21 protein-coding genes are annotated in these 18,271 nt (G+C 40.2%); 3 read left to right on the plus strand and 18 right to left on the minus strand.

Annotation, left to right across the window (positions count from 1 at the left end):
* Window positions 1-60: 60 nt before the first annotated feature.
* The 9 genes from TT13_RS00160 to TT13_RS00200 all read right to left on the minus strand — a co-directional run bounded on the left by TT13_RS00160 (window position 61) and on the right by TT13_RS00200 (window position 9,403).
* Entirely contained in the window at window positions 61-612 is a 552-nt protein-coding gene (locus TT13_RS00160) for a sigma-70 family RNA polymerase sigma factor (protein ID WP_027698094.1), read from the minus strand.
* 146 nt (window positions 613-758) lie between these two features.
* Window positions 759-1,196, minus strand: coding sequence for an OsmC family protein (locus tag TT13_RS00165; RefSeq protein WP_027698095.1), 438 nt, complete (start codon window positions 1,194-1,196; stop codon window positions 759-761).
* Between the two features lie 107 nt (window positions 1,197-1,303).
* Window positions 1,304-2,119, minus strand: coding sequence for a 23S rRNA (guanosine(2251)-2'-O)-methyltransferase RlmB (gene rlmB, locus TT13_RS00170; protein ID WP_045476249.1), 816 nt, complete (start codon window positions 2,117-2,119; stop codon window positions 1,304-1,306).
* Window positions 2,106-2,534, minus strand: a complete 429-nt coding sequence (locus TT13_RS00175; RefSeq protein WP_027698097.1) for a Mini-ribonuclease 3 — start codon at window positions 2,532-2,534, stop codon at window positions 2,106-2,108. The genes rlmB and TT13_RS00175 overlap by 14 nt, the downstream gene beginning before the upstream one ends.
* Before the next feature lie 52 nt (window positions 2,535-2,586).
* The gene (gene pepV, locus TT13_RS00180; RefSeq protein WP_027698098.1) at window positions 2,587-3,990 is read right to left on the minus strand and encodes a dipeptidase PepV; all 1,404 of its coding nucleotides are present in this window, start codon (window positions 3,988-3,990) and stop codon (window positions 2,587-2,589) included.
* A 4-nt stretch (window positions 3,991-3,994) separates the two neighbouring features.
* Window positions 3,995-5,329, minus strand: a complete 1,335-nt coding sequence (locus tag TT13_RS00185; protein ID WP_052348494.1) for a hypothetical protein — start codon at window positions 5,327-5,329, stop codon at window positions 3,995-3,997.
* A gap of 179 nt (window positions 5,330-5,508) precedes the next feature.
* Window positions 5,509-6,918, minus strand: coding sequence for a cysteine--tRNA ligase (gene cysS, locus TT13_RS00190; protein WP_027698099.1), 1,410 nt, complete (start codon window positions 6,916-6,918; stop codon window positions 5,509-5,511).
* Window positions 6,919-7,083: 165 nt separating this feature from the next.
* The gene (gene nadE / locus TT13_RS00195) at window positions 7,084-7,908 is read right to left on the minus strand and encodes an ammonia-dependent NAD(+) synthetase (RefSeq protein WP_027698100.1); all 825 of its coding nucleotides are present in this window, start codon (window positions 7,906-7,908) and stop codon (window positions 7,084-7,086) included.
* Window positions 7,901-9,403, minus strand: a complete 1,503-nt coding sequence (locus TT13_RS00200) for a nicotinate phosphoribosyltransferase (protein WP_045476339.1) — start codon at window positions 9,401-9,403, stop codon at window positions 7,901-7,903. The genes nadE and TT13_RS00200 overlap by 8 nt, the downstream gene beginning before the upstream one ends.
* Window positions 9,404-10,140: 737 nt before the next feature.
* Between TT13_RS00200 and TT13_RS00205 the strand changes: the two genes are divergently transcribed.
* The 3 genes from TT13_RS00205 (at window position 10,141) to TT13_RS00215 (ending at window position 12,779) form a co-directional block, all read left to right on the plus strand.
* Window positions 10,141-10,974: a MetQ/NlpA family ABC transporter substrate-binding protein gene (locus TT13_RS00205; protein ID WP_027698102.1), complete on the plus strand. Its 834-nt coding sequence runs from the start codon at window positions 10,141-10,143 to the stop codon at window positions 10,972-10,974.
* A gap of 62 nt (window positions 10,975-11,036) precedes the next feature.
* Window positions 11,037-12,080, plus strand: coding sequence for a methionine ABC transporter ATP-binding protein (locus tag TT13_RS00210; protein ID WP_027698103.1), 1,044 nt, complete (start codon window positions 11,037-11,039; stop codon window positions 12,078-12,080).
* 3 nt (window positions 12,081-12,083) lie between these two features.
* Window positions 12,084-12,779, plus strand: coding sequence for a methionine ABC transporter permease (locus tag TT13_RS00215; RefSeq protein ID WP_027698104.1), 696 nt, complete (start codon window positions 12,084-12,086; stop codon window positions 12,777-12,779).
* 453 nt (window positions 12,780-13,232) lie between these two features.
* Here the strand turns inward: TT13_RS00215 and rplQ are convergent, their stop codons facing one another.
* The 9 genes from rplQ to rplO form a co-directional block, all read right to left on the minus strand.
* Window positions 13,233-13,619, minus strand: a complete 387-nt coding sequence (gene rplQ, locus TT13_RS00220) for a 50S ribosomal protein L17 (RefSeq protein WP_027698105.1) — start codon at window positions 13,617-13,619, stop codon at window positions 13,233-13,235.
* A gap of 38 nt (window positions 13,620-13,657) precedes the next feature.
* Window positions 13,658-14,602, minus strand: a complete 945-nt coding sequence (locus tag TT13_RS00225; RefSeq protein WP_027698106.1) for a DNA-directed RNA polymerase subunit alpha — start codon at window positions 14,600-14,602, stop codon at window positions 13,658-13,660.
* A gap of 51 nt (window positions 14,603-14,653) precedes the next feature.
* Window positions 14,654-15,040: a 30S ribosomal protein S11 gene (gene rpsK / locus TT13_RS00230; protein WP_027698107.1), complete on the minus strand. Its 387-nt coding sequence runs from the start codon at window positions 15,038-15,040 to the stop codon at window positions 14,654-14,656.
* Between the two features lie 30 nt (window positions 15,041-15,070).
* Window positions 15,071-15,436, minus strand: a complete 366-nt coding sequence (gene rpsM, locus TT13_RS00235) for a 30S ribosomal protein S13 (RefSeq protein WP_027698108.1) — start codon at window positions 15,434-15,436, stop codon at window positions 15,071-15,073.
* 41 nt (window positions 15,437-15,477) lie between these two features.
* On the minus strand, window positions 15,478-15,597 hold the full coding sequence (gene rpmJ / locus TT13_RS00240) for a 50S ribosomal protein L36 (protein WP_004560245.1): 120 nt from the start codon (window positions 15,595-15,597) through the stop codon (window positions 15,478-15,480).
* A gap of 37 nt (window positions 15,598-15,634) precedes the next feature.
* Window positions 15,635-15,850: a translation initiation factor IF-1 gene (gene infA / locus TT13_RS00245; RefSeq protein ID WP_027698109.1), complete on the minus strand. Its 216-nt coding sequence runs from the start codon at window positions 15,848-15,850 to the stop codon at window positions 15,635-15,637.
* A gap of 91 nt (window positions 15,851-15,941) precedes the next feature.
* Complete coding sequence (locus tag TT13_RS00250; RefSeq protein ID WP_063893026.1) at window positions 15,942-16,505, minus strand: adenylate kinase; 564 nt, start codon at window positions 16,503-16,505, stop codon at window positions 15,942-15,944.
* A gap of 2 nt (window positions 16,506-16,507) precedes the next feature.
* Window positions 16,508-17,815: a preprotein translocase subunit SecY gene (gene secY, locus TT13_RS00255; protein WP_027698111.1), complete on the minus strand. Its 1,308-nt coding sequence runs from the start codon at window positions 17,813-17,815 to the stop codon at window positions 16,508-16,510.
* A complete protein-coding gene (rplO, locus tag TT13_RS00260; protein WP_027698112.1) occupies window positions 17,815-18,249 on the minus strand; it encodes a 50S ribosomal protein L15 in 435 nt (144 codons plus the stop codon). The genes secY and rplO overlap by 1 nt, the downstream gene beginning before the upstream one ends.
* Window positions 18,250-18,271 lie beyond the last annotated feature (22 nt).

Raw genomic sequence — 18,271 nt, forward strand, 5'->3', positions numbered from 1 at the left:
AATTTTCTTAAGTGTAGCATGGCTATTTAGCAAAGTACAACTTTAAATGCCTAAAATCATTTAAAGTAACTTTTGATTATTTTGCAGGTTTTCTTTTAAATCACGCCAAGTATTTTGAATGGTCGCCCGGCATAAGCCAAGCTGGCTGGCAATCTCTTTATTTGAATACCCTTGTAATTTTAAACGCATAATCTCCTGCTCACGTTTTGCCATCTTATTGATTAAGTCCATTAAATATGTCTTGGCTTCAAGCCGTTTAGTTACATTTACCCTTGGCCCTTGATAATCAATCACTTCAGTAAAATCTTCAAATAACTCATGCTCTTGCTGATTACGTTTTGGAAATTCTCGGCCAAAATAAGCCATCACTTTATTGACACAAGCCTTTTTAAAATATCCAGAAAAATAACGAATCTCTCTACCTGCCAAGTGTCGAATACAAAATAACATAATAATCCGACATTCTTGCAACCACTCATCATTATTCAATCGGTAGCTTAACTTACGATAGCACTGCCAGATGATACCGTAATGAGCTAAGAGTAGTCGTTCAAATGCTGGCTCATCCCCGGCTTGAGCCAAGGCAATATCTTCTGCTGTATAAGTCTTCATCCCACATACCTCCACGAACTTAGTATGCCGTTTAATGATATATATGGGGGAACCATGCAAAAAAACGGGTAAAAGTCATCTTAGCCGTTTACTTAACTGCCTAGTTAATAGGTCTACTTAAGTCTCATCTATAGTAACTTTAATTTTCACCACTCATCAACTAAAGTAAACGTTACATTTTCACTTGAACCTAATAGTTTTGCAACTGGACAACGACTTTCGGCCAATTCAAACATTGCTTGTGCTTTTTCTGCTCCAATTATATCAGTCGGAATATAGGCAGTTACATCAATAAAAAACTGTAACCCCCGTGTATCTGGTGCTTGATACACATCAGCCCGAGCCTTACTACGATGTTCATAACCATTACGTTTTTCAATTGCCTCTAAAGTTGCATTAAAACAAGTTACCAAAGCTAAACCAATTAATTGTTCTGGATTAGAGCCAGTTTCATCGGCTTGCGGACTTGCTACCGCCACTTTTAACCCATTGCGTCCATCAATATACGATTGACCAAATAAACCATCCTCATTAACTGCAACTGTATGATAGGTTGCCTCTGGTCGAGCAATTTTATTATCCATTGCGTTTCTCCTTGTTATCAGCTCAATTACCCTTCTATAATAAGCTAAATTCCCAACTTCGTAAACGCTTACAAATAAAAAACACCGTTAATCCGGTGTTCTCCATTTTATAATTTATGTCGGCTATTAAATCCTTGATAAATCAACAATGAGGCGGCAACTGACGCATTTAAGCTTTGCACGTGCCCAATCATTGGAATTGTCAACATCTCATCAACGGTCTTCTTTAAGAGTGGAGCAATTCCCTTTCCCTCATTACCAATAATCAACGCAGTTGGTCCTGCTGCATCCCATTGCCGGTAATCCTTACCGTTCATATCAGTACCAAAGACCCATAGGCCCTTTTCTTTAAGCATTTCAACTGTTTGTACTAAGTTAGTTACTCTTGCCACTGGTACATGCTCAATTGCCCCAGTTGAAGTTTTAGCAACTACATTCGTTAGTTGGACCGCCCGACGTTTAGGAATAATAATCCCGTGTACTCCTGCTGCATCCGCCGTCCGTAGAATTGATCCCAGATTATGTGGATCCTCAATGGAATCTAAAATTAGAAAGAAAGGTGCTTCACCCGCTGCTTCAGCTTTAGCAAAAAGCTCATCAATCGAAGCATAGGTATAAGCGGCAACTGACAAAACAATTCCCTGATGGTTTTGTCCATCGGTTAATTCATCTAATTTGCTCTTTGGTGTCTCTTGTATAATTAAGCTACGCTTTTTAGCCAAAGCTACAACTTCGTTTCTTAATTTATCGTTTAAACCAGTTTGCAACCATACCTTATTGATTTCAGTCTTACCTTTTAGTGCTTCCACACTAGCATGGTGGCCAAAGATAAACTCAGCTGGTTCATCACTTACTTTTGCTTGTGCCTGCTGATTTTCACTACGATTAGTGGTCTTCCCTTGCGCCCCTTTACTTTTTTTCATTGCCATTCGTCCTTGTCCGTCCACTTTCTACCTGTTGATATACCCACTCAATGATTACTTCTAAGCGTTCTGTCTGATTACTTGCTGCCAAATACCCAACCAAAGCTTCAAAACCCGTTGAAATTCGATAGGTCACCACATCAGTATTTTTTGCCTTCGTATGTGAGTTTGCATTCCGACCACGCTTAAAATAAAGCTGCTCTTGCTCTGTCAAGACATCATCTGCCAACATTAATTCATATAAAGCGGCATGCGCCTTAGCTGATACATAATTTTTGGCTGTCTTTTGTAAAAGATACGGCTTTGTAATTCCCTTAGCTAACAAGTGCTGTCTTATATATACTTCATAAACTGCATCGCCATAATAGGCAAGGTCTAAACCATTTAATTGCTCATAATTCATCTTTTCATTCATAAAAATCATTGTACCACACCACACTAAGCACAGTCCTTTTTAAACCAACACTTTAAAGTTGTTCAAGACCAATTAAAGCTGCAACAAAAATCGCCATGGTTCGCGTCATATTTGCAACTGGTATATGTTCATTTACTTGGTGACTAGTGACTGGTACATCTGGAAACTGCCCACCAAAGGCAACACCACGTTTTAATAAGCGAGCATAGGAACCGCCGTTTGAAGTCCTAGGAGCAGCATACATTCCCCGTTCACTTGCGTAAGCCAAAGAAAGAACACTAACAAGTGGATCCTCTAAAGGTACTAAGTGTGGCTCCATACTCCCTTCCTTGACTGTAATTGTTGCTTCTAGCCCGTTCAAATGCGCTTTAACCTGTTTCAAAACAGTCGGTAGTATGATTCCCTTTGGATAACGGAAATTTAAGGAAATATTTCCTTGACCATTCTGGTTAAATCGCATTATTGCTACGTTTACAGTTAAGTCGCCCATCTCCTCATCAAAATAGTTCAAGTCCAGATGTTCACCGGCAATATCATTATGGTATTCGGTTAATAGATTTAAAAATTTTTGGGCATCATCATTAAAATTATAGCGGTTCAAAAAGGCCGCCAGATAGGTCCCCGCATTTTTCCCTTCATACGGATATGCTCCATGTGCCTGTTGACCAACTAATTCGAGGCGGATTGTTGAACCTCTTAAGGTACAATTTCCCTTTAAAAATGGAAATTTAACCAAAAATTGCGTAAAATCACGGGCAATTTCTTCAAAATTTGGTGCTAATATTCGTGCCCTTGCAAGCCCCGGTACAACATTAATTCTATCGCCCGCCATAAAACGCTGAAGTATATATTCACCACTTGAACGACTGGTAAATCTCAATTGAACCGTTTGAAATGCTTTTTCACCATTGATAACCGGAAAAGCGCCATCTGGTGAAAATCCTAAGGTTGGTTCACCTTCTTGTGCAAAATAACGAGGTAAGTCTCGCCAACCATTTTCCTCATCTGTTCCAATAATCAACCGAATCTTTCTTTGACCACCAAGACCATGTTCTTTCATAAATTTCAACGCATAATATGCTGCCATTAAATCAGCCTTCATATCAGCTGCACCCCGACCATATAATTGACCGTCTTTAATCTTTAACTGATATGGTGGTGTTTGCCAGCCATCACCGGCTGGCACCACATCAATATGGCCTAAAATACCAATGGTTTCATCTGCATCTGCTGGGCCATATTCAATCCAAGTCACCATATTGTCAACTCGACCAAAACGAAAGCCGTCGTGAATTGCTAAGGCTTCCATCTCAGCTAAAGCTCGGACTAAATCAACACCAAACGGAGTTTGTGGATTACTTGTTTTAGGATCTAACACCGATGGAATCCGCATAATTCGTCCCAAGTCGGCGATCAAATCCTTTTCATATGCTTTTGTTTTTTCTGCCCAAATCATTTTTCTATCTCACCTCGCCACGCAACCGCTTCTGCATTTCTACCCGAATCACCTCAGGCAATAACAATTGTCGATACGCTTTTTGTCTAGCGACCCCAAATTTTCGAATTAATTCTTGCAAGTCATTTGCTTCAGGTGCTAGCTTCATCAACTGTGCGGCTGGGGTAGCGTTTACATCTGATAGACGCGTTGCAATTAGTTTTAGTCCCTTACTTAATTGTCCACCGACTAAATGATTGACTGCAGTTAACTCATCAATCATTTGGTTTACCAATTCCTTGCTCACGACTTCTTCACTCGGATTAAGCAATGCAATTTCATCAGCTTTCTGCCGGGAACGTTTAATATCATTTACTGAATATTCCTGATCTTTGATAAAAATCCAAAGGATTATCAGCTGGATTGCCGCTAAATCATCAACAGATAATCCATATTCATCAAACGGATTTGTATCGACTACCCGTAACTCCAAATATTTAATCCCATGTTCTAACAAAGTTTGGTAATTCTCCGCCCCCTTGAAACGCACCGTGCCATAGTATTCATGATTAGAGAATAACTTACCAGCTTCAATCGCAGCTTCGATCTGACTAACGTATTGTGCAAAATCGCCATCAATATTAATCACATTTTCAGCCTTGTTCACATAACCATATACACTATTACGTAAAGATCGAACTGCCGATAAATTTTGCGGTATTATCTGGTCAGCCTGATTTAGATTAAGCGGACTACTACCAAACAAATAAATAAATAACCAGCGATAGTTTTCAATCCCTTTAGCTAATTTAAAATAGATTTGATTGTTGAAAGTTATTTGGTTCTCTTGCTTACTAACCTCAAACATTGCTGCTAAAAGATTTGCGGATAAGGAAAAATTAACGTGCGGCCCACTGATTATTGCATGAACTGAACCATATCTCTGCTTTAAATAATCACGATAATCTTTTACCCAAAAGCGCTTAAAAGTCGTATCCAACCAAAATATATCAGCTTCATTTACTTTTGGTGGTAAAGAAAAAGGCCACAATATTTCATCATCAGCTAATTCATTGCGTGTCAAATTAACTAAATAAGTTAGCTCGTTATGTGCCGCCTGCATTGACGGTTGTGGTTGAGTCGTTAGTTCAATCATCCCCTCGCTATAATCTGATTTTAAAAAAGGATGTATCTGACGATTTCCAAAACTCTTAGGATAAGGTGCATGGCTCAAATGGCCGGTATTCTTTGCACGGTTGACTTCTAATTCTAAACCAAAATTTCCTTGCATTAGCCAAGCAGACCACTGACTTTGCTCACTATACAGTGCAAGTTTCTCTTGAAATTCAACTTTTTGCATCTTATGACCCTACGCTTTCTTTAAATCAAATGTTGAGCCCCTCTAATAATAATCACACTACGTTTAAAACATCATACTCTCATATTGCTCTCATTATTACACAAAAAAAGTCAGAAAGCATTGTTTAAAATTAATGCTTTCTGACCAATCACCTATTTACTTAACTACTGATACCTTGATTACCGGTGCCAGCGTGTGCCTTGTGCTGTATCTTCTAATATGATTCCTTGTGCTGCCAATTCTCCACGGATTTCATCAGAACGAGCGAAGTTTTTAACGACCCGGGCTGCATCCCGTTCCTGAATTAGAGCATCAATTTCTGCATCCAACAACTCTTCTTGTGCTAATCCATCTACACCAAAAATCATCATCAAATCAGCAATCGTTTGCAAAATATATTCAGCGACCTTATGTGAAACTACCGCTGCTTGACTATACATATTAGCCAATTCAGTTAAATTATATAGCTCAGTTAAGGCATTTTGAACATTAAAGTCATCATCCATTGCTGCATTGTAGGCAGCGACAAAACTATCAACATCAGCCATTACTAAGTCATCTTCGCTATCAATTGCATCTGTTAAACGGAACTGTAGGTTTCGATAACTTGTTCGAATACGTTCCAAATTACGCGCAGCTTGATCCAAATTTTTCTGTGAAAATGCAATTGGTCGCCGATATTGGGTTGTTGCCAAAAAGAAACGTAAAACCATTGGGTCATTACTATTAGCTAACATTGCATGCAAGGTTGTAAAGTTTCCCAATGACTTAGACATTTTTTCATTCTCATCGCCAACCGTCACAAAGCCATTATGCAGCCACTTCTCAACAAATTTTTCGCCCGTGTGAACTTCACTTTGCGCAATTTCGTTTGTATGGTGTGGAAAAGCTAAATCAATTCCGCCACCATGAATATCCAAATGATTGCCCAGATACTTAGTAGCCATAACGGAGCATTCAATATGCCAGCCAGGACGACCGGGTCCCCAAGGTGACTCCCAAGCAATGGCACCATCACCATTTGCTCCTTTCCATACAGCAAAATCCATAGGATCTTCTTTACGCGCTAACTCACCATCATCTAACCGACCAGCGGCATTAGATTCCATCTCTGCAAGGTCTTGATGTGCTAAAATCCCATAGCCTTTGAACTTTTTAGCGCGGAAATAAACATCTCCTTCAGCTTCATAAGCATAGCCCTTTTTAATTAGATCTAAAACAAAATCAATAATTTCTGGGATATGCTCTGTTGCTCTAGGCCGAACTGTTGCTGGCTTAATATTCAACGCTGCTGTGTCTTCATGAAATGCAGCAATAAACTTATCCGCAAGCTCTGGTACTGTAATACCATCAGCTGCGGCTTGCTTAATCATCTTATCGTCTACATCCGTAAAATTAGATACGTAATTAACCTGATACCCCCGATATTCAAAATAACGGCGAATTGTATCAAAGGCAATGGCTGAACGAGCATTACCAATGTGGATATAGTTATAAACTGTTGGGCCACAGACATACATGTTAATTATCTTATCATGTAGGGGTTTGAACTCTTCCTTGTCCAAGGTCATAGTATTAAATACTTTCATATGCTCGTGGTCCTCCCAATTTTTGTAGCTTCATTTTACCACGCAAACGACTTTCCACAAAATGCAGTTCATTTTAGGCAAAATCACTTTAAAAATTTCAGTTAATATATCAATCCGGTTAAAAAAAACGAGATAATTTACTTATCTCGTTCATCCTTTAAATATTTATTGCCACCATTCGTCAAAAACTGTAATTGGCCCTCGCCGCTTATGTTCTGACCGCTGATAAAGTTTTTCAATCTGCACTGCATCAGCCGGTGCTACATCTTTGCCTTCAAGGTAGTCATCAATTGCATTATAAGAAACGCCTAAGGCTTGCTCATCAGGTAAGGCTGGCCGAGCTTCTTCCAAATCTGCAGTTGGAACTTTTTCATATAAGTGCTCTGGAGCACCCAAATAAGTTAGGAGTTGCCGTCCTTGTCGCTTATTCAAGCGATAAAGTGGTGTAATATCTGCCGCACCGTCACCAAACTTAGTATAAAAACCAGCCAGGGCCTCTGCAGCATGGTCAGTTCCAACCACCACACCTTGACTAGCTGCAGCAATCCCATACTGTGCAATCATTCGTTCCCGTGCTTTAATATTACCCTTATTAAAGTCCGTAATTGTAAGACCAGTTGTGGTTAACTGGGCCATTATTCCTTCAACAGCAGGTTGAATATTAATTCGCATCATTTGATCAGCTTCCTGCCAAGCAATTGCATCCAAAGCATCTTGTTCATCAGCCTGTTCGCCATAAGGTAAGCGTACTGCAATGAATTGATAAGTTGTATCACCAGTTTCTTGACGCAATTCACTTATAGCCAATTGTGACAGCTTGCCTGCTAAAGTTGAATCTTGCCCACCGGAAATTCCTAAGACCAATGTTTTAAGTCCGGTTTTTCGTAAATATTCTTTCAACAAATTAATCGAGCGTTTAATCTCACTCGCTGAATCAATTTTGGCCTTAACACCTAAGGCCTTAATGATTTTTTCTTGCAAATCACGCATGATAGTCTCCCTGATGTTCATCGATTTCAATTCCAACTTCATTAACATAATTGCGGACATTACGAATCAAATTCATCTTATGATTCCAAGCCTTACTTGATAAATCAACTGGATATTCTTGTGGATTTAGATTCCGTCGGTACTCTAACCAAAGTGCATCAATTTGCTCCGCTGCATAGGCTTTAATTTCCTCAAGTGCTGGTAAATCATAGACCAATTTTCCGTCTAAGAAAATATCTTGTAAGAGTGGTCGGGCCTTATAATCAGTTACCCGCTTACTAACATACGTATTAACCGGATGGAACATAACCAAGCCACCTTTTACTGCCCGCGGATCTTCATCCCAAAGTGCAACATAATCACCCTCGGATTTACCATCTTTATTGCGTGTAATCCGCCAAACTTGTTTTTTACCAGGATTTGAAATCTTTTCAGCTGAACCTGAAATCTTAATTGTATCAACCATTTCACCGGTTTCATTTTCAACTGAAACGACCTTATACACTCCACCAAGCGCTGGTTGATCATAGGCCGTAATTAATTTAGTCCCAATCCCCCAAGTATCAATTTTGGCATCCTGCATTTTTAAACTAGTAATTGTAGTCTCATCCAAATCATTTGATGCCACAATTTTAGCATCCGGGAACCCAGCTGCATCTAGCATTTTGCGTACGCCTTTTGAAATATAGGCTAAATCACCTGAATCAATCCGTACACCAATAAAGTTAATTTGGTCGCCCATTTCCTTGGCAACCCGGATTGCAGCTGGCACTCCAGAACGAAGTGTATCATAGGTATCAACTAAAAAAACGACATTATGATGTGTTTGTGCATATGCTTTAAAGGCTTCATAATCATTGCGATAAATTTGTACTAAAGCATGGGCATGTGTCCCTGAAATCGGTATATTAAAAATTTTACCTGCCCGCACATTTGATGTTGCGTCAAAACCACCAATATAAGCAGCGCGTGTTCCCCAAATTGCTGCATCAAGCTCTTGTGCTCGCCGTGTTCCAAATTCTAACAAAGTTTGGTTGCCAACAACATAACGCATCCGTGCAGCTTTGGTTGCAATCAAAGTTTGGTAATTAACGATATTTAATAGAGCCGTTTCAATTAATTGCGCGTCAAAAACCGTTCCTTCAACTTGCACAATTGGCTCATTATTGAAGATAACTTCCCCTTCTCTAGGGGCACGAATCGTTCCTTTAAACCGCCATGTTGTTAAATAATCTAAAAAGGCCTCATCAAATTGACCTGTATCACGTAAATAACTAATATCAGTCTTGGAAAAAGTTAAATCTTTTAAATAATTAACTGCCCGCTCTAACCCCGCAAAAACTGCATAACCATTTTTAAAGGGTAGCTTTCGAAAGAATAATTCGTAGACTGCCTTCCGCTCATGGATATTTTTCATAAAGTACGTTTGCATCATCGAAAGTTGATAAGCATCCGTATGTAAAGTTAAACTATCATCTTGATATTCAAGAGTCATAGTACCCATCACTCCGTTTTTCCCTTGTATGTTAAATAATATTTTAACATGAATACTTTTGATATTTTATTAATGTTTTCTTACAGAAGGTAATTTAAGAAAATGTCGATATGAAAATATACTAGAAAATAAAGGCACCAAAATGCTTCCACAGCTGAATCAATCAACTTTTTATTTAAGATTAATTACTTATTAATTTTACACTTAAAGCAGTTATTACAAATGCCAATCACTAGTAAACTTATGATGCAAACTAAATTATTCACTATCTTAATAATGAGAGCTTCTACCTTTTTTAGCTCCTCCTTAATCACGTTCAATACTTAAATTAAAAATTAGTAGTTGACTTTATTCATTGTGACCAGTAATATAACAACCATAATATAAAACAAAACAAGTTGAGCAGGAAAGTAGTGTACATTCAACTTCCAAGAGAGACAACGTTCGGTGTGAGTTGTTAAGGATGATGTAAACGAAAATGGCCTGCAAATTGGTGTTGGTGAGCAGCAAGTCTGTAAGCGAACAACGGATTGGTCTACGTTACAAGACACACGAATCGGCATATCATCATATCGTTCCCTGCCCGCTCGTTGTTGAGGTCTTAAAGAGTAATTTTTAAGATAAAGTAGAATGGTAACACGGACGCTCGTTTCTATAACTAATTGATTATTGGTTATAGAAACGAGTTTTTTTGTTCAACTCGTTATTGTTTATTTACATATCTAGGAGAGAGTATTATGTCGAAATTATTTAAAGCTGGTGTTGTTTCAGTTGCTGCTGGGCTTACTTTTGGTTCATTACCTGTATTAACTAACGTTGCTCATGCCGATAGTAAGACCGTTACGGTTGGTGTCGTTGGTACTAGTGATAATGATCTTTGGAAGGTTGTTGCTAAAACTGCTAAGAAAAAGTATGGTATCACCATTAAGACCAAAGTCTTTACCGACTACACACAACCTAACCAAGCAGTTGCATCTGGCTCAATTGATCTAAATGCATTCCAACACGTCTATTTCTTGGATAACTGGAATGCTTCAAATAAAAACTCAGTTGTTTCAATTGGTAAAACAATAATTGCACCAATCCGTCTTTACTCAACAACCCGTAAATCAGTTAAAGATTTCAAAAAGGGTGATAAAATTGTCATTCCAAATGACGCAACCAATGAAGGTCGGGCACTTACCCTTCTACAAACAGCCGGCTTAATCAAGCTAAATCCAAAGGCCAAGCTACCAACACCAAAGGATATTACTAGCAACAAGCTTAACTTGAAGATTACTGCTGTTGATGCAAGTCAAACTCCATCAGCTTTGAAATCTAGTGATGGTGCAGTTATTAATAACACTTATTCAGAGGATGCAAAGATTAGCAATAAGGAATCAATCTACACTGAACCTGTTAACAAGGCTTCAAGTCAGTGGATTAACTTAATTGCCGCTAAGAAGTCACAAAAGAATAACAAGGTTTACCGCGAAGTCGTTAAAGCTTACCAAACACAAGCTACTAAGAATTACATCAAAAAGACATATGGTAAGTCAGAAGTTGCCGCTTGGGACATTAAGCTAAAATAAGTAACACCCCCTCCTCTCTAATGAGAGGATACATATATTTTTATTATGAAGGAGATTTTTAAATGCCTGTTATTGAACTATCAAAGGTTAATGTTACTTTTCAACAAAAAAATCAAACCATCGTCGCCGTCAAGGAAGAATCCTTAACAGTTGAACGTGGTGACATCTATGGGATTGTCGGTTACTCTGGTGCCGGTAAATCAACCCTTGTCCGGACAATCAACTTTCTACAAAAGCCAAGTAGTGGTACCGTCTTAATTAACGGTACTAATATTGCAAATTTAAGTTCAGTTGAACTACGTGAGCAACGTAAAAATATTGGTATGATTTTCCAACACTTTAACTTAATGGATGAGCTAACCGTTTTTGGTAACATTGCCCTGCCACTAAAGCACTCAAATCTAACCAAAGAAGCTAAAAATCAAAAAATCAAAAGCTTGCTTGAACTTGTTGGTCTAGCTGACCGTGCTGATAACTATCCGGCCCAACTTTCCGGTGGTCAAAAGCAACGAGTTGCTATTGCGCGGGCACTTGCTAATGACCCAGAAATTTTAATTTCTGATGAAGCAACTTCGGCTCTCGACCCAAGGACAACCAATCAAATTCTTGATTTATTAAAGGAGCTAAATGAAAAGCTTAATCTAACGATTGTCTTGATTACCCATGAAATGCAGGCTATCAAGAAGATTGCAAATAAAGTTGCCGTCATGGAAGCAGGTGCAATCATTGAGCGTGGTTCACTCCTAGAAATCTTTACTCAACCAAAAGCCCGTTTAACTAAAGACTTCATTAATACTGCTACTAACCGGGATGAAGCCTTGCAAAAAGTCCTTGAATTACTTGAAACTAAGCCTTTAAATGCTGATGAAGAGCTAGTTGAACTCCATTATGTTGGTAGTGAAACAGCTCAACCATTGTTATCAACGATTTATGCGGATTTCAAAGTCATGACCAACATTCTCTATTCAAATATGGAAATTCTTCGTCAGACCCCGGTTGGCACCATTATTGCCATTTTGAATGGTACACCTGAACAAATTCGGGCTGCTAAATCCAGCATTGTGGATCACAATGTTCAGTTAACTGTCTTAGAGGAGGGCAAATAAATCATGGGACATTTTATTGAAACCTATTTACCAAATGTTTACGCACTAGGTTGGACTGGCGATATGTCTTGGGGTCAAGCAATTTGGGAAACAATTTATATGACATTTGGCGCCGGAATTATTGGCGGTATTCTAGGCTTGATTTTTGGTTTCGGCCTAGTATTATCAGCTGAAGACGGTATCAAACCAAATCGGTCAGTTTATCAGATTTTTGATAAGGTCGTTTCAATTGGTCGAGCAATTCCCTTCATCATCATGTTGGCGATTGTCGCACCAATTACCCAGCTATTAACTGGCACAATTATCGGTCCTACCGCTGCCCTAGTTCCTTTGACCCTTGGCGTTTTCCCATTCTTTGCCCGTCAGGTACAAGTTGCTTTACTTTCAGTTGACCCTGGAAAAATTGAGGCTGCACAAGCTTTTGGTGCAACTGATCGTGACATTATTTTTGATGTATATATCCGTGAAGGTCGCTCTGAATTAATCCGTATTTCAACCGTTACCTTGATTTCAATGGTTGGTTTGACTGCCATGGCCGGAGCAATTGGTGGTGGTGGTCTTGGTACGACCGCTATTGCAACAGGTTATGATCGTTTCCAATTCGATGTTATGTGGGTTGCCACGATTATCTTGTTAATCTTTATTATCATCATTCAATTAGTCGGCGACTTACTTGCTAAGCGTTATTCACATAAATAGTTTATCAAGGGCCCCTAGTGCAACATAGGGGCCTTTTTTACTGCCTACTAACTTTATCTTACTTAACACAATCTTGCCTATACCGCTGGTACTAGTAAAAGTGACTATTCCATACTTCACACACTTATCTATAACTAATATATAAACCGTTAACAGTAACCTTATGCTTCTCCGTCAAATCAGTCATCCTTCTAACGCAGTTTCTTTACCATAATAATTACTGCTCATGTATCGCGTGCTCTTGCATATTAAAGCCTGCGGTACACAACAAAAAGTCCTGCTAAATGTCTGAATTTAGCAGGACTTTATTTTATCTGTTTATACAAAAAAACCTCACACATCAAAAGGTGCGGCTTACGCCATTCAACCTAGACTCGGCGCTTGGCCATCATCGTAGCGGTTTATACCTTAAGATATGAGAGATTCCAATGTTAGTGTTTACTAATATAAATATTAGTCAACCAATTCCAAGATGACCATTTGTGCAGCATCGCCACGACGTTGCACAGTCTTCAAGATACGAGTGTATCCACCTGCACGGCCCTCGAAACGAGGAGCAACATCGTTGAACAAGTGTTGCAATGCAGTTTCGGCCTTTACCTTGTTGTCATCAGTTGTATTAACATCAGCAACGACGTTACGTACGAAAGCAGCGGCTTTACGGCGTGAAGCCAAATCTCCGTGCTTACCTAGTGTAATCATCTTTTCAGCTGTGCGGCGAACTTCCTTGGCGCGAGCCTCAGTAGTCTCGATACGGCCATTGATTAGCAATGCAGTAGTCAAATCGCGCAACATAGCCTTACGTTGTGAGCTAGTACGTCCCAACTTACGGTATCCCATGAGTAATTCCTCCTTTACTTGGTATTCTATCGTTTAATCTAATCTTCCTTGCGGAATCCCAAGCCTAGCAAAGCTAGCTTTTCTTGGATTTCATCAAGTGATTTCCGACCGAGGTTGCGAACAGACATCATTTGTGTTTCTGAACGCTCTGTCAACTCTTGTACTGAGTTAATCCCGGCCCGTTTGAGACAATTATAAGACCGAACAGACAAGTCCAACTCTTCAATTGGAGTGTCGGCGTGCTTACTGGTTGGTACTTCTTCCTTGTCTACCATCACTTGTGTCGTCACAGCGCGCTCTGACATCTCAACAAATGAGTTCAAGTGATCGGCCATGATTCGGGCAGCCAATGAAACAGCTTCAGTTGGCGTCAAAGAACCATCAGTCCAAACATCCAAAGTCAACTTGTCAAAATCATCACGTTGACCAACACGTGTGCTTTCAACTTGATAATTTACGCGTTCGATTGGGGTAAAGATTGAATCAATTGCTAGAACGCCAATAGGCATTTCATCATGCAATTCCTTGTTTTGGTCCGCTGATACATAACCACGTCCGCGAGATGCAGACATTGTCATGTGTAACGTAGCCCCAGCCGCAACAGTTGCAATGTAGACATCACTATTAAGGATTTCTACATCACTATCACCAGTAATATCACCGGCCGTAACGGTTGCAGGGCCGGTAACGTTAATCTCTAGTGTCTTCTCTTCATCAGTGTCGATGCGCATTGAAACCTTTTTAAGGTTCAAAATAATTTGCGTTACATCTTCAACGACCCCTTCGACCGTTGAAAACTCATGCAAAACGCCATCAATCTGTACAGAATTGATTGCCGCTCCAGGCAATGAAGACAACAATACACGGCGTAGTGAATTACCAAGCGTAGTACCAAAACCGCGCTCTAATGGCTCAACAACAAACTTACCGTAATTACTATCTTCTTCCACCAGATTAATCTTTGGGTTTTCGAATTCAAGCATACTGTTAGTTACCCCTTTCAAAGCATTGTGTGAACTAGTTGCAACCGGCAATTAGACACGACGACGCTTTGGTGGACGTGAACCGTTGTGAGGTACTGGAGTAACATCCTTAATAGATGCAACTTCCAAACCTGCAGCGGCCAACGCACGGATTGCGGCTTCACGACCAGAACCAGGTCCCTTAACAGTAACCTCTACAGTCTTCATTCCGTTATCCATTGCACTCTTAGCAGCAGCCTCAGCAGCCATTTGCGCAGCAAATGGTGTTGACTTACGGCTACCCTTGAAACCAAGAGCACCAGCTGATGACCAAGCAACAGCATTTCCTTGAACATCAGTGATCATCACGATCGTGTTGTTGAATGTTGCGTGGATGTGAGCTACACCGGCTTCAACGTTCTTCTTAACACGACGCTTACGATTAGTACGACCTGCCATAATCAAGTAATCTCCTTTCTTAAAAATTAATTACTTCTTCTTACCTGCAATAGCAACAGCTGGGCCCTTACGCGTACGAGCATTGTTCTTCGTGTTTTGTCCACGAACAGGCAAGCCCTTACGGTGACGGATACCGCGGTATGATGAAATTTCTTGCAACGACTTAATGTTCAATGAAACCTCACGACGCAAGTCACCTTCTACCTTAATACCGTCAACGACGGCACGGATAGCGTCTTCTTGATCGGGAGTCAAGTCACGAACGCGAACATCTTCTGAAACGTTAGCTTCTACCAAGATTTTCTTAGCCGTTGTGTTACCGATTCCGTATACATAAGTCAATGCGATTACAACACGCTTATCACGTGGCAAATCGATTCCTGCAATACGAGCCATTACGATTACCTCCTATATAAATATATTTTTATCAAAATGCCTTAGGCACCTTGACGTTGCTTGTGCTTAGGGTTTGCTGAGCAAATCACCATTACACGACCATTACGCTTGATAACCTTGCAGTTATCACACATAGGCTTTACTGATGGACGAACCTTCATGATATTTACCTCCTAAATAAGAATTAAAATGATTTGTTTAACGGAAACGGTATGTAATCCGTCCCTTAGTCAAATCGTATGGCGACATCTCTACCGTCACACGGTCACCAGGTAAAATACGGATGAAATTCTTCCGAATCTTTCCTGAGACGTGTGCAAGAATGGCGGCGCCGTTTTCCAATTCAACGGTAAACATGGCATTAGGCAAAGTATCCTTTACCACACCTTGAATTTCAATAACATCGTTGGCCACGTTGCTGCCTCCTTTGTTGTGACAATTGAGAACGTAACGCACAATTATAACATAGACACACCCGGTTTAACAACCGACCATGCTATAAAAATTATGCCTTCGCTAAATTGTCGAGCAATACTTTAACATCTGCAAAAACAGTATCTAACTCACGAGCTCCATCGATTTTGCTTAAGATACCCTTGGCATCATAAAACTCAGCGATTGGCTCAGTCAAAGCACCGTTAACATCCAAGCGATTTTTGATCACTTCTGGGGTGTCGTCTGCACGACCACGGGCCATCATGCGATCAATCAAAACTTGTTGATCAGCTGTAAAGTAGATGACGGCATCTAACTTACGACCATCTTTAGCTAGCATCTCATCCAATGCTTTGGCTTGGTCTAGGTTGCGAGGGAAACCATCCAAAATGAAGCCTTCTTTGGTATCTGCTTGAGCTAAACGCTCAGCGACAATCCCATTGGTAACTTCATCTGGAACTAGGTTTCCTGCATCCATGAACGCCTTAGCTTTCAACCCAAGTTCAGTTTCGTTAGCCATTGCAGCCCGAAACATATCTCCAGTTGAAATATGAGGTAAGTTATACTGTTCAACAATCTTTGCAGCTTGGGTTCCCTTACCAACGCCTGGCAAGCCCAATAACATGAGATTCATACTCATTTTGCTTTGACTCCTTCTTGAATAAATCCAACATATTGACGCTTCATCATCAATCCTTCAAGTTGCTTAATCAAATCGATAGTAACACCAATAACAATCAGCAAAGATGTACCAGCCATTGCTAGCCGGCTATCCAACCCGAAGAAGTGAACTGCTAGCATTGGCACCAAAGCAACCAATCCTAGGAACAAAGAACCAACTACTGACAGGCGCATTAGTAAGCCAGAAATCCACCGTTGAGTAGATTCACCGGGCCATACACCCACAATATAGCTACCTTGCTTTTGTAAATTCTCAGCCATTTTTTCAGGATTAACCTGCACAAAGGCATAAAAGAACGTAAACAAGACAATCAGTACTGTATAGACAATTCCACCTTGCAACGTTTGAGTTGAAAGGTAAGTCATTGCCGTACCATACCAAGAGCTATCAGCAAAACGATTTGAAAATGCTTGTAAAATCGTTTGCGGCGTAACCAACAATGATGACGCGAAGATAACTGGAATAACTCCAGCCACATTAACTCGGAGTGGCAAGAACGAAGTTGCACTTGCCCCTGATGAGCGTCGCGTATATTGCATTGGAATCCGTCGAATTGCTTGGTTGACCCAAGTAACAAAACTAATAGCTAAAATAAAGAGCACAATCATTCCAACCATAAATGCAGCTCCACGCGCTGGATCCGCATTCTGGAGGACGTTTTCTTTATACATTTGGTACAAACCTGCTGGCACACGCGCAATAATACCAGCAAAAATCAACATAGAAACCCCTTGGCCAAGTCCACGATCAGTAATCATTTCCCCCAACCATACGGCAAACATTGTACCAGCAGTAAGAATGAAACCAATTAAAACATAAGTCTGCCAATTTGGTGTTTTCACCAAATGGATTGAACTCAATTGATTAAATCCAGCTGTAATACCGATTGACTGAACAAAAGCTAGGATGATCGTCAAATACCGGGTGACTTGGTTTAGCTTACGCCGACCAACCTCACCCTGTTTTGACCATTCAACAAATCGTGGCACAATATCCATTTGTAGAAGTTGTACCACGATTTGTGCAGTAACGTATGGTGAAACTCCCATTGCGAACAATGAGTAATTAGTTAATCCACCACCGCTAAACATATTCAAAATACTGCCGAGCCCAGAATTTGCTACCTCTTGAAGTGCGGCCGTGTTAATACCCGGCACTGTAATGTATGCACCCATACGATAAACAATCAGTATCATCAAGGTAAATGTTAACTTCTTACGAATATCTTTTTCCTTGAGCGATTTGAGCACGGTTGTCAGCATTAGATCACCTCAGTCTTACCACCAGCAGCTTCAATAGCAGTTACGGCAGCAGCTGAGAACTTGTTAGCTTTAACAGTCAATGATTTCTCAAGTTGACCATTTGCCAAGATCTTAATACCGCTTAATTCTTTTTTAACAATACCAGTCTCAACCAACAAAGCTGGTGTGATTTCAGTACCATTATCGAATTGGTTCAACACGTCCAAGTTTACAACTGCAAACTCTTTACGGTTGATGTTAGTAAATCCACGCTTTGGAATGCGACGGAACAAAGGCATTTGTCCACCTTCGAAACCAAGACGTACCTTACTACGAGCCTTTTGACCCTTTTGACCACGTCCAGCAGTCTTACCGTTACCTGAAGACTCACCACGACCCACACGATTGCGGACCTTACGTGAACCAGCGGCAACTTGGAGCTCATTAAGCTTCATTAGGTTTACCTCCTATTAATCT

Source organism: Weissella oryzae SG25, assembly GCF_000691805.2.
Lineage (GTDB): Bacteria > Bacillota > Bacilli > Lactobacillales > Lactobacillaceae > Weissella > Weissella oryzae.